General features: G+C 71.8%; 12 protein-coding genes. 4 read left to right on the plus strand and 8 right to left on the minus strand.

Going from position 1 to position 13,011, the window contains the following annotated elements; all coding sequences use genetic code 11:
• Nucleotides 1-64: 64 nt before the first annotated feature.
• The 3 genes from ACFVU3_RS25515 to clpS all read right to left on the minus strand — a co-directional run bounded on the left by ACFVU3_RS25515 (nucleotide 65) and on the right by clpS (nucleotide 2,722).
• Entirely contained in the window at nucleotides 65-1,501 is a 1,437-nt protein-coding gene (locus ACFVU3_RS25515) for an amino acid permease (protein ID WP_390069623.1), read from the minus strand.
• Nucleotides 1,502-1,835: 334 nt separating this feature from the next.
• A complete protein-coding gene (locus ACFVU3_RS25520; protein ID WP_390069624.1) occupies nucleotides 1,836-2,417 on the minus strand; it encodes a DUF2017 domain-containing protein in 582 nt (193 codons plus the stop codon).
• Nucleotides 2,417-2,722, minus strand: a complete 306-nt coding sequence (gene clpS, locus ACFVU3_RS25525) for an ATP-dependent Clp protease adapter ClpS (protein ID WP_282695576.1) — start codon at nucleotides 2,720-2,722, stop codon at nucleotides 2,417-2,419. The genes ACFVU3_RS25520 and clpS overlap by 1 nt, the downstream gene beginning before the upstream one ends.
• 165 nt (nucleotides 2,723-2,887) lie before the next feature.
• Between clpS and ACFVU3_RS25530 the strand changes: the two genes are divergently transcribed.
• A complete protein-coding gene (locus tag ACFVU3_RS25530) occupies nucleotides 2,888-4,216 on the plus strand; it encodes a nicotinate phosphoribosyltransferase (protein ID WP_390069626.1) in 1,329 nt (442 codons plus the stop codon).
• Between the two features lie 93 nt (nucleotides 4,217-4,309).
• The gene (locus ACFVU3_RS25535) at nucleotides 4,310-4,909 is read left to right on the plus strand and encodes an isochorismatase family protein (RefSeq protein WP_390069628.1); all 600 of its coding nucleotides are present in this window, start codon (nucleotides 4,310-4,312) and stop codon (nucleotides 4,907-4,909) included.
• A 116-nt stretch (nucleotides 4,910-5,025) separates the two neighbouring features.
• Here ACFVU3_RS25535 and ACFVU3_RS25540 read toward each other — a convergent pair whose 3' ends face one another.
• Together ACFVU3_RS25540 and ACFVU3_RS25545 are read right to left on the minus strand one after the other, a co-directional pair.
• Nucleotides 5,026-5,337 (minus strand): hypothetical protein, encoded by a 312-nt coding sequence (locus ACFVU3_RS25540; RefSeq protein WP_390069630.1) that lies wholly within the window; start codon nucleotides 5,335-5,337, stop codon nucleotides 5,026-5,028.
• 145 nt (nucleotides 5,338-5,482) lie between these two features.
• Entirely contained in the window at nucleotides 5,483-7,915 is a 2,433-nt protein-coding gene (locus ACFVU3_RS25545; RefSeq protein WP_390069632.1) for an immune inhibitor A domain-containing protein, read from the minus strand.
• Between the two features lie 363 nt (nucleotides 7,916-8,278).
• On the opposite strand from ACFVU3_RS25545, the gene ACFVU3_RS25550 reads away from it, so the two are divergent.
• Nucleotides 8,279-8,557: a hypothetical protein gene (locus ACFVU3_RS25550; protein ID WP_390069634.1), complete on the plus strand. Its 279-nt coding sequence runs from the start codon at nucleotides 8,279-8,281 to the stop codon at nucleotides 8,555-8,557.
• A gap of 21 nt (nucleotides 8,558-8,578) precedes the next feature.
• On the opposite strand, the gene ACFVU3_RS25555 is transcribed toward ACFVU3_RS25550, so the two are convergent.
• Both ACFVU3_RS25555 and ACFVU3_RS25560 read right to left on the minus strand, forming a co-directional pair.
• Nucleotides 8,579-9,241 (minus strand): RDD family protein, encoded by a 663-nt coding sequence (locus ACFVU3_RS25555; protein WP_390069636.1) that lies wholly within the window; start codon nucleotides 9,239-9,241, stop codon nucleotides 8,579-8,581.
• Nucleotides 9,242-9,322: 81 nt separating this feature from the next.
• Complete coding sequence (locus ACFVU3_RS25560) at nucleotides 9,323-10,714, minus strand: RDD family protein (protein WP_390069637.1); 1,392 nt, start codon at nucleotides 10,712-10,714, stop codon at nucleotides 9,323-9,325.
• 333 nt (nucleotides 10,715-11,047) lie between these two features.
• On the opposite strand from ACFVU3_RS25560, the gene ACFVU3_RS25565 reads away from it, so the two are divergent.
• Complete coding sequence (locus ACFVU3_RS25565) at nucleotides 11,048-11,539, plus strand: SsgA family sporulation/cell division regulator (RefSeq protein ID WP_390069639.1); 492 nt, start codon at nucleotides 11,048-11,050, stop codon at nucleotides 11,537-11,539.
• Between the two features lie 16 nt (nucleotides 11,540-11,555).
• Here the strand turns inward: ACFVU3_RS25565 and ACFVU3_RS25570 are convergent, their stop codons facing one another.
• Complete coding sequence (locus tag ACFVU3_RS25570) at nucleotides 11,556-12,932, minus strand: FAD-binding oxidoreductase (RefSeq protein ID WP_390069641.1); 1,377 nt, start codon at nucleotides 12,930-12,932, stop codon at nucleotides 11,556-11,558.
• Nucleotides 12,933-13,011 lie beyond the last annotated feature (79 nt).

Below are 13,011 nucleotides of genomic sequence, written 5' to 3' on the forward strand. Positions count from 1 at the left end.
GCAGACGGGCCGTTCCGTACCGAGGAGTGGTACGGAACGGCCCGGATGCTGGACGCGACCCTTGTTACGACCGCTTGACGAAGGCGGCGCCCTCGGGGTTGCGGGCCTTGAGGACCAGGTAGGAGACGGCGAGGAGCAGACCCCAGACCGGGGCGCCGTAGAGGGCGACGCGGTTGCCCGCGTCCATGCCCATGGTCACGACGACCAGGCCGATGAAGGCGAGGGCGAAGACGCTGGCCCAGATGCCGCCGGGGGCCTTGAAGGAGGACTGGGGCAGTTCGCCGCGGTCGGCCTTGAGGCGGTAGCGGATCTGGCAGACCAGGATCATGATCCAGGCCCACATGCCGGAGATGGTGGCGAAGGAGACGACGTAGTTGAAGGCGTCGCCGGGCCACTGGTAGTTGATCCAGACGCCGACCATCATCAGCGCGGCCGAGAAGGTGGTGCCGACGAGCGGGGTGCCGCGCTTGGTCAGGCGGGTGAAGAGCTTCGGGCCCTGGCCGTTGAGCGCGAGGTCGCGCAGCATGCGGCCGGTGGAGTACATGCCCGAGTTGCAGGAGGAGAGCGCGGCCGTCAGGACGACGAAGTTGACGATGGCGGCGCCGGCCTGGAGGCCCATCTCCTCGAAGGCGGCGACGAACGGCGAGACGCCCGGCTTGAAGTGGGTCCACGGGACGACCGACAGGATCATGATGAGCGCGCCGACGTAGAAGACGGCGATGCGCCACGGCACGGTGTTGATGGCCTTGGGCAGGACGGTCTTCGGGTCCTTCGACTCGCCGGCGGTGACGCCGACCAGCTCGACCGCGAGGAAGGCGAACATGACCATCTGGAGGGTCATGAGGGTGGAGGCGATGCCGTTCTCGCCGGCGAAGAAGCCGCCGAGGTCCCACAGGTGGGTGATGGAGGCGGTGTCACCGGCGTCGGAGAAGCCGAGGGTGAGGATGCCGGCGCAGATCAGGATCATGCCGATGATGGCGGTGACCTTGACCATGGAGAACCAGAACTCCAGCTCGCCGAAGAGCTTCACGGAGATCAGGTTGGCGCCGTAGAGGATCACGGTGAAGACGAGGGCGGAGATCCACTGCGGGATGTCCCACCAGTACGTCATGTAGGTGGCCGCGGCGGTGACCTCGGTGATGCCGGTGACGACCCAGAAGAGCCAGTACGTCCAGCCGGTCACGAAGCCCGCGAAGGGGCCGATGAACTCCCGCGCGTACTCCGAGAAGGAGCCCGAGACGGGGCGGTACATGAGGAGCTCGCCGAGCGCCCGCATGATGAAGAAGATGACGAGGCCCGCGAGGGCGTACGCGAGGATCAGGCTGGGGCCCGCCTTGGAGATGCCCTTGCCCGCTCCGAGGAAGAGGCCGGTGCCGATGGCGCCGCCGATCGCGATCATCTGGATCTGGCGGGCGCCGAGTGCCCGGTGGTAACCCTCGCCCGAGGCGGAGTCCGCGGCCTCATTGCCGTCGTGCTGCTTGTCGACCCGCACTGAGGTCATGGTGGTGCGCCTTTCTCCATGCCGATCCGCGCACCGGCCGTGGGCCGTGTCTGCCGCGGATCAGGTCCTGATCCCCCCGGATATGGATGGAGTGCCACCGGCGGTCAGCCGGCTCAAGCGCCCTCGGGAACAGGGGTGGCGTGCCCGAGTGGTCGTGAAGATTTATCACGGCTTGAGGGGTGATCGACCGCCGTTCGTGTGGCGTGGACCACACAAAAAGGCGCACAAAAGGGACTCAATGGAGCAAGCGTGGCGGCTTGATAACGCATTCGTTATCCGGATTTGAGCGTCCGCTGAGCGAACACCCGGAGGCGCCGGAGTGGCGCCCCAGGGGTCAGGACATCAGCGTCTCGACCAGTGACTCCTGAAGCGCGCCGAGCCAGAGGTACGCCATCACCATCGGCTTGCGCGGATCGCTGTCCGGCAGCCGGTAGAGCCGCTCGCTCTCCTCGTCCTCGGTGATGTCGAGGCGCGTGGCGATGGTCAGCCGCAGGTCGTTGAGGGTGCCGAGCCAGGCCCGGGACTCGTCCGGGGTCAGCTTCAGGACCACGGACTCCTCCGGGCCCCCGCTGGTCAGCCCGTCCAGGGCGCGCACCACCGCGAGGGCGTCCTCGCGCTTGCGGGCCCGCAGGTCGTTCTCGGTGAAGCGGCGGAAGTCGGCCGCCGCGGCCCGCAGCTCCTCGGTGTCGTCCCCGTACGCGTCGGGGAAGAGCCGGCGCAGCGCGGGGTCGGACGGCGGCTCGCTGGGACCCTCGGCGAAGAGGGCGGCGAGCGGGTCGGCGTCCGCGTCGGGCTCGTCGCCCGGGCCGACGAGCTCCAGGAGCTGGACGGCGAGCGAGCGCAGGATGGAGACCTCGACCTCGTCGAGCGCGACGGCCGCTCCGCCGCCGGGCACGGCCTCGAAGTGGCCGGCCATCAGCCGCGGTCCTGGGAGAGCGTCGCCCACAGTCCGTAGCCGTGCATCGCCTGCACGTCCCGTTCCATCTCCTCGCGGGTGCCGCTGGAGACCACCGCGCGGCCCTTGTTGTGCACGTCGAGCATCAGCTTGTGCGCCTTGTCCTTGGAGTAGCCGAAGTACGTCTGGAAGACGTAGGTGACATAGCTCATCAGGTTCACCGGGTCGTTGTGCACGAGGGTGACCCAGGGGACGTCGGGCTCGACGACCGCGGAGACCTCCTCGGCCGACTCGGTCCGTTCGATCTCGATAGGCGCGATGCTCACTTACCCCATGCTGCCACCCAGGCCCCCCCGACGCACAAACGGGCCGCCCCTAGCCGGGCCCGCCGGGGCCGCCGGGGCCGCCGGGGCCGCCGAGCCCGCCGGGACCGCCGACGCCACCGACGGGGTATTCGTCAAACTGACGAATACTGCGGTAGCATCATCGGCATGAACGCTGCGGACCTTGGGCTCCCGGTGGACGTGCCGTCGACCGCGCTCTTCACCGACCAGTACGAGCTGACCATGCTCCAGGCGGCCCTCCGGGCCGGCACCGCCGACCGGCGCTCCGTCTTCGAGGTCTTCACCCGGCGGCTGCCCGAGGGGCGGCGCTACGGCGTCCTCGCGGGCGTCGGCCGGGTCCTGGACGCCGTCGAGAACTTCCGCTTCGACCCGGCCGTCCTCGGCTTCCTGCGCGAGCGGGCGATCGTCGACGAGCCGACCCTCCAGTGGCTGGCCGGATACCGCTTCTCCGGCGACATCTGGGGCTACCCCGAGGGCGAGGTGTACTTCCCCGGCTCCCCCGTGCTGCGCGTCGAGGGCTCCTTCGCCGAGTGCGTGCTCCTGGAGACGGTGATCCTCTCGATCCTCAACCACGACTCGGCCATCGCCGCGGCCGCCTCCCGGATGTCGGCGGCGGCCGGCGGCCGGCGCCTGATCGAGATGGGCGCCCGCCGCACCCACGAGCTGGCCGCCGTGGCCTCCTCCCGCGCCGCCTACGTGGGCGGCTTCGACTCCACCTCGGACCTCGCCGCCGGCTTCCGCTACGGCATCCCGACCGTCGGCACCTCCGCGCACGCCTTCACCCTGCTCCACGACAGCGAGCGGGACGCCTTCCGGGCCCAGGTCGACAGCCTCGGCCGGGGCACCACCCTCCTCGTCGACACCTACGACGTGGCGGAGGCGGTCCGCACGGCCGTCGAGATCGCCGGGCCCGAGCTCGGCGCCGTCCGCATCGACTCCGGCGACCTGCTCCTCGTCGCCCACCGGGTCCGGGCCCAGCTGGACGAGCTCGGCGCCCGGTCCACCCGGATCGTGGTCACCTCCGACCTGGACGAGTACGCCATCGCCTCGCTGGCCGCCGCGCCGGTCGACGCGTACGGGGTGGGCACCCAGCTCGTCACCGGCAGCGGCCACCCCACCTGCTCGATGGTCTACAAGCTGGTCGCCCGCGCCGCCTCGGCCGATCCGAAGGCGCCCCTGGTCCCGGTCGCCAAGAAGTCGCTCGGCGGCAAGGCGTCCGTCGGCGGCCGCAAGTGGGCCGCGCGCCGCAAGGACGCCCACGGCATCGCCGAGGCCGAGGTGATCGGCACCGGCCCGGTCCCCGACGCGCTCGCCGCCGACCAGCTCCTGGTCGAGCTGGTCAAGGGCGGCGAGGTGGTCGCCCGGGAGCCCCTGGAGGCAGCCCGCGCCCGCCACATCACGGCCCGCGGCGGCCTGCCGATGTCGGCCATCCAGCTCTCCCGCGGCGAGCCCGTGCTGCCGACGGAGTACCTCTAGTACGGTCCGGGGCCTGGTGACGCCCTCTCCCTATCCGGAGGGGAAGTCTCTAGGCTCGGTCCCCTCCCTTCCGACCATCCGAGGACACCCGCCATGCACCGCGCACTCATCGTCGTGGACGTACAGAACGACTTCTGCGAGGGCGGCAGCCTCGCGGTGACGGGCGGCGCGGACGTCGCCGCCGCCATCACCGAACTCGTGGGCGAGGCGGCGGGCGCCGCCTACCGGCACGTCGTCGCCACCCGGGACCACCACATCGACCCGGGGGCGCACTTCGCCCCGGACGGCGAGGCCCCGGACTACGTCGACTCCTGGCCGCGGCACTGCGTCGCCGGCACCGAGGGCGTCGGCTTCCACCCGAACTTCGCCCCCGCCGTCGCCAGCGGCGCGGTGCAGGCCGTCTTCGACAAGGGCGCCTACGCCGCCGCGTACAGCGGCTTCGAGGGGCAGGACGAGAACGGGGAGACGCTGGCGCGGTGGCTGCGCGAGCGGGACGTGACGGAGGTCGACGTGGTCGGCATCGCCACCGACCACTGCGTCCGGGCCACCGCCCTGGACGCGGCCCGCGAGGGCTTCCGCACCCACGTCCTGCTCGACCTCACGGCCGGCGTCGCCCGCGAGACCACCGAGCGGGCCCTCGTGGAGCTCCGCGAGGCGGGCGTCGAGCTCTCCGGCGTCCCCGTGGTCGCGTAGGGGCCGCGCCAGAACCTCCCGGGCGCCTCCGGGACCCCCCGGGGCGCCTCCGGGACCCCCCGGGCCCCGCCCGGGGCTCTCGGGCCGTCCGGGCTTCCCGGGCCGTCCAGGGCCTCTCAGGCCGCCGGGGCCTTCGGCAGGGTGCGGGCCGGGTGCCACAGTTCCTGTGCGGCGCCCGGCGCGGATCTCCACAGCAGCCCGTCCGGGTGGTGCAGCACGGCGGTGATCTCGTCCGGTGTGGGCGGTTCGGCGTTCCCCCGCAGGTAAACCGACCGCAGGCCCAGGTTTCGGAGCCTGGTCAGGGCCCTGGCGCGGTTCGCGGCGTGGACGAGGAAGCGGACGTGCGCGCCGTCGCCGGCCGGGCTGGGCAGCCCTATCGCGACCACCACACTGCCTCCCGGCAACTTGCAGAACCCTCCACCGGGCATGCGGAACCACTCCCCCGTGAGCCGACTGTCAATAAGGAGTCCCTGAGGACTCGGTCAGCTGCACCTAAACACGATCGGCCGCCGCCCGCTAGGGGGCGACGGCCGATCATGCTGTGACCTGCTGTTCTACCGGATGGCTAGTCGATCAACGGGTCGACGGGCCCACCTGGACCGTGACCGTCTGGCCGTTCTTCGGCTCCTTGACGACCTGGATCTTGGTGTTGGTGTCAGTGACCTTGACGCCGGCGCGCTCGGTCTCCTGGAACCAGTACGTGCCCTTGCGGTCGTCGAAGACCGGGTTGCCGGCCTGCGACTTCACCCAGGTGGGGACGTCGGCCTTGTGCAGCTGGAAAGCGTCCGTCCGGTACGTTCCGAAGGTGGAGTCGTACGCCTGGACGCGGTTGCGCATCAGGGTGCCGTCCTTCCACTTCAGCGGGGTCGGGTGGGCGTCGATCGGGAGGATCAGACCCTGGCCCGGGTGGACGGAGGTGTTGTTGTCCTTCTGGGACAGGTCCCACTTCCAGATGAGCAGACCGTTCTGGTACGGGTAGTGCTCGACCCAGCTGGCCTTGTCGCCGGTGAAGCCGAAGTTGTACGGGCCGACCTTGAGGGTGGCGTCGTACGAGACGTACTGGCGGTTCTCGGCGATGTAGTACTGCTCGTACTCGTTGGTGAAGCCCTTGCCGACCCGCGAGAAGCCCTTCGCGGTCCAGCCGTTGTCACCGTTCTCCGCGCCGTCCGCGAAGACGGCGGCACCGTCGGCGGTCAGCGTGATCGCGTCGGCGGTGAAGCCCTTGCCGCCCGCGCCGCCGTCCGTCTGGTAGCGGAAGCGGAGGTCGAACTTCTTGCCCGCGTACGCCGAGAGGTCGTAGACGAGCTTCTTGTGGGCGCCGGAGACGTCGGTCAGCGCCGGGGAGCCGGCCGCGTCGCGCGGGAGGGCCTTGCCGTCGGCGGTGCCGTCCACGGCGGTCCAGTTGGCGCCGCCGTCCGTCGACACCTCGGTGTAGAGGTAGTCGTACTCGGCCTCGATGTCGTACCAGCCCTGGAGCTCCAGGGAGGCGGCCGACTTGCCCGTCAGGTCGACGGAGCGGGTGAGGGTGTTCTTGAGGTCGTCACCCATGTCGCTCCACCACTGGGCGGAACCCTCGGCGGGGGCGACGATGTCGGTGGTGACGGCCTTCTTCGGCAGCTCGACGACGAGCGCCTGCGGGTTCTTGGTGTTGTACTCCGCCACACCCAGCTTGTGGGTGGACTTCGACCCGCGCTGCTCGTTGCTCACCTTGGTGTAGTTGAGCCAGCCGAGCTGGAGCTTGTCCCAGGCGTTCATGTCGCCGGGCATGTCGCCGATGGAGTCCTTGCCCAGGCCCAGCCAGGAGCCGGAGGACATCAGCGACCAGTAGCCGGTCGAGTTCTCGCCGCCCGCGGTGTCGTACAGGTCCGGCAGACCGAGGTCGTGGCCGTACTCGTGGGCGAAGACGCCGAGGCCGCCGTTCTCGGGCTGCATCGTGTAGTCGCCGACCCAGATGCCGGTGTCGCCGATCGGGGTGCCGCCGGCCTTGTTGTTCTCGGGGCCGGTCTTGCCCGCGCTGGTGCCGTAGGCGTACCAGCGGTGCGCCCACAGGGCGTCGGTCGCCTGGGCGCCGCCGCCCGCCGACTCGTCCTCGCCCGCGTGGACGATCTGGAAGTGGTCGATGTAGCCGTCGGACTCGTTGAAGTTGCCGTCGGCGTCGAAGTCGTAGCGGTCCCACTGGTCGTAGGTCGCCAGCTCGGCCTTGATCTGGGCGTCGGTGCGGCCCTTGGCCTTCTGGTCGGCGACCCAGGCCGTGACGCCGTCGCGGACGGTGTCCCACACGTTGGCGCAGTTGGTCTGGCCGCAGTAGTTGGAGCCGTAGCGGGCCTCGTTGTACGGGACCTTGACCCAGTCCGAGACCGTGCCGTCGACCGAGTAGCGGCCGGACGAGGTGCGCTCGTAGTAGGTCTTCAGGGACTGCTTCTGCTGACCGGTCTTCTTGTCCTTGCCGGTGCCGAAGTACAGGTCCTGGAAGTGCTGCTGGTTGTAGTCGGCCTGCCACGCGGTCGAGTTGTCCTTCGACCGGTCGGGCTCGGCTATCGCGTTGTGCAGCGGGCCGGGCGTGCCGCCGAACTTCGGCTTCAGCTCGTCCGTGTCGTCGTCCTTGCGGTCGACGAGGGTGGTGGTGTCCACCTGGTCGCCGAACTCGACCAGGATGGTGAAGATCTTGTCGGTCTTCTCGCGGCCGAGCTCGACGTACTTCTTCGCGTCGAGCTTCACGACCTTCGAGCCGCCGCGGTTCTCGACCTTGGCCTCGCCGTTCAGCACCTGCTCCAGCGCGGCCTTGCGCTGCTGCGCCTGCTGCTTGCTGAAGGGGCCGTCGAGGTCGTGGTCGACCGTCGTCTTCTCGTTGCCGTTGCCCGGGGCGGGGTCCTGGCGGACGTCCGCCGCGGAGATCCTGCCGTTGTCGTTCGCCCAGGCGGTGCCGAAGGTCGAGGCGGTGGCGGCGGTGGCCGCGAGCGCCACGACGACCGCGGACGCCCGAATCGCCCGTCGTCTGTTGGTCACTTGGTGTCGTTCCTCCCCGGCGCCCACGCCTCGGGACCAAGGAGGTGGGGTGTCCCGTCCGGCAGGGCGCGCGTCACAAGTGACGACATTCGACCGGAGAGAGCCGAGAAAAGACAGATCTTGACTTGCACACACCAAGTGCACTATGCGGGTGTCGCAATCCGGTATGCGGACGGTCAAGCCGGGTAAAGGAAGGGAAAGTTCGGGTGCCGGAGGGCCGTCCGGCCCGCCCCGTGCCCACGTCGTGCCACCCGTGCGCCCCCCGTGCTCCGGCACCGTGGGTCAGGTCACGCTTACCCGTCGTTCCGCCCGGGCATCGAGCGTCGTAGAGTCGACCGGAAGTCCGGAGGGGCGGTATCCGTCATGCAGCGTCCGAACGCAGCGCAGTACGCCTACGGTTCGGCCGTCGTGGTCCTCGCGACCGCCGCGCTCCTGCTCCTCACCGGCGCCACCGGACCGCCCGGCATCGCCGCGGCCTGTCTCGCCGGTCTGCTGCTCGGCGTCCTCGTGGCGGTGACGATGCCGGGAGGGACGCGGCCCGTCAAGACCCCCGGCACCACCGGCACGGCCCCCGGGAACGACGCGGTCCGGGCACCGGCCGCGCAGGTGGGCGCGGGAGCCGATACCCGGACCGGTCACTGAGTCCGTCCGTACCGCCGGCGGCTACCGCGGCACGGTGACGACCACCGTCTTCGCCGCCTTGTCGTGCAGGCCCTGCTTGTAGGGCTTGTCGACCAGGATCAGGATCAGGATGAGCAGCGGCCACAGGCAGGCGCAGCAGACCAGCGCGGGCAGCCAGAGCACGACGGCGCGCAGCAGCGACTGGCTCATCGGGGGCGTGGAGCCGTCGTTGAGCATGGCGACGCGCAGCTTCATGAGCCGCTTGCCGAGGGTCTGCCCGTTCTTCGCCGTGAGCACGGTGTCGTAGGCGACGTAGGCGACGATCGTGAGCAGCTGGAAGACGAGCTGGCCGCCGCCGGTCAGGGCGTCCTGGAAGTCGGTGTCGTCCCGGGTGGCCCGGTCGTAGATGTCGAAGGGGATGCCGATGATCGCCAGCGGCACCGCGATGATCACCCAGTCGACGAGCCGGGCGAGGACGCGGCGCCCGGTCTCGGCGAGCGGCGGCATCCCGGAGAGCGGGTCGGTGCCGCCGTAGCCGCCGCCGTAGCCGCCGTACGGAGGCGGGGGCGGGTACGGGGAGTCGTACGGGCTCCCCGGCGGCGGCGGCCCGGGAGGCGGCGGGGAGCCCGGTGGCGGCCCCTGGGGCCGCTTGCTGAACGGGTCGTCGTCGGGGGGTGGGCCGGGCGGCGGCTGGTCGGTGCTCATGGGGGCATCGCATCCCGGCCACCAGGGGCCCGCAACGGATGGACGCCCGTTCGGGGGACCTGATCCCCCGTCGGGTCGGCGTCAGGCCCTGGCGACGAAGGTGCGGGCCGCCTTGTCGTGCCAGCACTGGCGCCACGGGCGGTCGAAGACGCACCAGAGCACGTTGAGGACGCCGATCACCAGCAGGCCCAGGAAGGTGTAGAGGAACCAGCGGCGCAGCGACCGGCCGAAGGTGGGCGGCTCGTGCGCCTCGATGTCCCTGACCTGGATCCCGCACAGCTTCTTGCCGAGCGTCCGGCCCCACTTGGCCGTGGGCAGCGCCTCGTAGAGCACGCCGAGGACGAGCAGCAGACCGAGCGCGATGCCGAACTGGACCGAGGTGGTGCCGTCGACCAGCCAGACCTGGACGGTGACGCCGGACCGCTTGGCCGCGTCGATCTTGGCCTGGATGTGGTCGAGGGCGGCGGTGACGAACGGGTAGCCCGCGCCGACCGCCATCGCGCCGAGGAGGAGGGTGTCGACCAGCCGGGCGAGGAGCCGGCGGCCGAGCCCGGCCGGGGGTGCGGACGCCTGCTCGCGGACGGCCTGGAGGAAGGGGTCCTCGACCGGCGGCTTCCACGGCACGACCGGCTGCCGCGCCTGCTGCTCCGCCGCGGCGGGCTGCGGCGCGGCGGGCTGCGCCGGCCGGGCCCAGGAGGGAGCGGCGGGCGCGGGCGCCGGGGCGGGGGCCGCGCCCTGGGCCGGCATGGGCTGGGGGTGCGGGTGGGGCTGCGGGTGGGGGTGAGGCTGAGCGTGGGGCTGGGGCTGGACCTGCGGCTGCGGCTGTACGGGCGCGGGCGCCGGGGCGGGCGCCTCGTGGACGGGGGCCGGGGCCGGGGTGGGCACCGGGGCCGGGGTGGGCGCCGGGGCGGGGGCCGGGGTGACCGGCATGCCGCCGAGGCGCGCGGGGGCGCTCGCGATCCGGGGGTCGGCGGCGGGCGCCTCGGCCTGCGCGGGGGCGGCCGGCCACTCGACCGGGGACCTCGGGTCGGGCACGGCGGGCGACGGCTCGGCGGCGGGCGCGGCGGGCCGGGGGGTGCCCCAGGCGGCCGGCCGGTCGTGTCCGTCGGCGTGGCCGGACTGCCGGGAGGCGTCGGCGCGCCAGGCGGTGGCCGGTTCCCTGACGAGGGGCTCCTCGTCGAAGAAGACGGGCCCGGTCTCCTCGACGGCGGCCGGCACGGGGGTGACGGCCGGCGCGGGTTCGGGGACGGGCGCCGGCACGGGGGCCGGTGCGGGGCTCGGGGCGAGGATCGGCCCGGCCGGCATGGCCGGGGCGGGCGGGGCCGGTGCGGCCTCGCCGTCCTTCGGGGCGGGCCGGCTCGTGCCGGGCACCCAGGAGCCGCCGTTCCAGTACCGGATGTATCCGGGGATCGACGGGTCCGGGTAGTACCCCGCCTGCGGTACCTCGCCGCCGCCTCCGGGAGGAGTAGCCACTGCCCCGACTCCGTTCAGTCACAACGCTCTGGATCCGCGCGGCTCCGCGCCCGGTGTGCCGCACCCAAGGAGGCACAGTAACGAAGAACCTCCCCGAGAGAAGAAAGAGCCCGCGAGAAAGGCCGCCTTCGGGCGACACGGGCCGGAATCGCTCACTCCACGTGAGGTTCGGGCCCGCAGATCGGGGGTCGCGGGGCCCTCCGGCCCGGGACGTCCGGACCCGGGGAGAACTTCTCGAAAAAAAACTTCCCGAAGTCGCGTAATGAACCGGGGCGACCGCGCTCTCTCCAGGTGAAGGCCCGTCCGGGGCCCCTACGCGAGAGGCAGTCAGCCATGCGGAACACCGAGCACACCACCGTCGAGCGCGAGCTGGAGCTGAAGCTGGTGCTGTCCCCCGAGCGCTCGGTCCCGGTGCCGGCACGGCTGGCCTACCGCACCGACGACCCGTACGCGGTGCACATGACCTTCCACGTCGGCTCCGAGCACCCGGTGAACTGGACCTTCGCCCGCGAGCTGCTGGTCGAGGGCGTCTTCCGGGCCTGCGGCCACGGGGACGTGCGGATCTGGCCGACGAAGGTCGACGGCCGCAGCGTCATCCTGATGGCCCTCTCCTCCCCCGACGGCGACGCCCTCCTGGAGGCCCCGTCGGCGCAGGTGTCCGCCTGGCTGGAGCGGACCCTGCGCGCGGTCCCGCCGGGCACCGAGTCGGAGCGGCTGGGCATCGACGACGGGCTGGCCGAGCTGCTCGCGACCACCGTGGTCGGCGACGACCTGTGGCTGCGCGACCCGTGGCCGTCGGACGAGTCGCAGGACGGCGAGCTGTGAGCCCGTACCGGTGGGCTCAGAAGAGCTTTCCGGGGTTGAGCAGCCCCAGCGGGTCGAAGACGCGCTTGATCTCCCGCTGGAGTTCGACGCCGACGGGGCCGAGTTCGCGGGCCAGCCACTCCTTCTTGAGGACGCCGACGCCGTGCTCCCCGGTGATGGTGCCGCCGAGGGAGAGGCCCAGCGCCATGATCGCGTCGAAGGACTCGCGGGCGCGCCGGGACTCGTCCTCGTCGGTGTGGTCGAAGCAGACGACGGGGTGGGTGTTGCCGTCGCCCGCGTGGGCGCAGACGCCGATGGTGAGGGCGTACTTCCCGGCGATGGCGGTGGTCCCGGCGAGCATCTCGGCGAGCCGGGTGCGGGGCACGCAGACGTCGTCGATCATCGTGGCGGGCCTCAGGGTCTCCAGGGCCGTGAGGGAGAGCCGGCGGGCCTGGAGGAGGAGTTCGGACTCGGCGGCGTCGGCGGCGGGGACGACCTCGGTGGCGCCGAAGGCCGTGCACAGCTCCCCGACGGCGGTGAGGTCGGCGGCCGGGTCGGGCGTGTCGAAGGCGCAGAGGAGGAGCGCCTCGGTGGTCTCGGGGAGGCCCATCCGCGCCACGCGGTTGACCGCCTGGACGGTGGTGCGGTCCATCAGTTCGAGGAGCGAGGGGGTGTGGCCGCGCTCCATGATCGCGCAGACGGCGGCGCAGGCGGCGTCCGTGGAGGGGAACTCGGCGGCGAGCACGAGCTGGGCGGGCGGCTGCGGCTTGAGCGCGAGGACGGCCTTCACGACGATGCCGAGGCTGCCCTCGGAGCCGACGAAGAGCCGGGTCAGGTCGTATCCGGCGACGCCCTTGGCGGTGCGCCGGCCGGTGGTGAGGAGCCGCCCGTCGGCGAGCACGACGTCGAGGCCGAGCACGTACTCGGCGGTGACGCCGTACTTGACGCAGCACAGACCGCCGGAGGCGGTGCCGATGTTGCCGCCGATGGTGCAGGACTCCCAGCTGGAGGGATCCGGCGGGTAGTACAGGCCGTGCTCGTTCACGGCGCGGGACAGGACGGCGTTGACCACGCCCGGTTCGACCACGGCGATCCGGTCGACCGGGTCGATCTCCAGGATCCGGTCCATCTTGACGAGGGAGAGCACGACGCATCCCTCGGAGGCGTTGGCGCCCCCGGAGAGTCCGGTGCGGGCGCCCTGCGGCACGACCGGGACGCGGTGCTCGGTCGCGGTCCGCATGACGTGCTGGACCTGTTCGACGGTGCGCGGGAGCACGACGGCCGCGGGGGTGCCGGCCGCGCAGAAGCTCGCCATGTCGTGGGTGTAGGAGGCCGTCACGTCCGGATCGGTGAGGACGGCGTCGGCGGGGAGCCCGGCGCGGAGTGCCGCGTGGAGCGTCTGAAGATCGTCCATGCCTCCAGCCTGGCACCGGCGGCCATCGGTGTGAACCCGCCGGGGCGGGTGGCTCGTGTGCTCTTCGTACGAGCGCGGC

The sequence above is a fragment of the Streptomyces sp. NPDC058052 genome (assembly GCF_042885515.1).
Classification (GTDB): Bacteria; Actinomycetota; Actinomycetes; order Streptomycetales; family Streptomycetaceae; genus Streptomyces.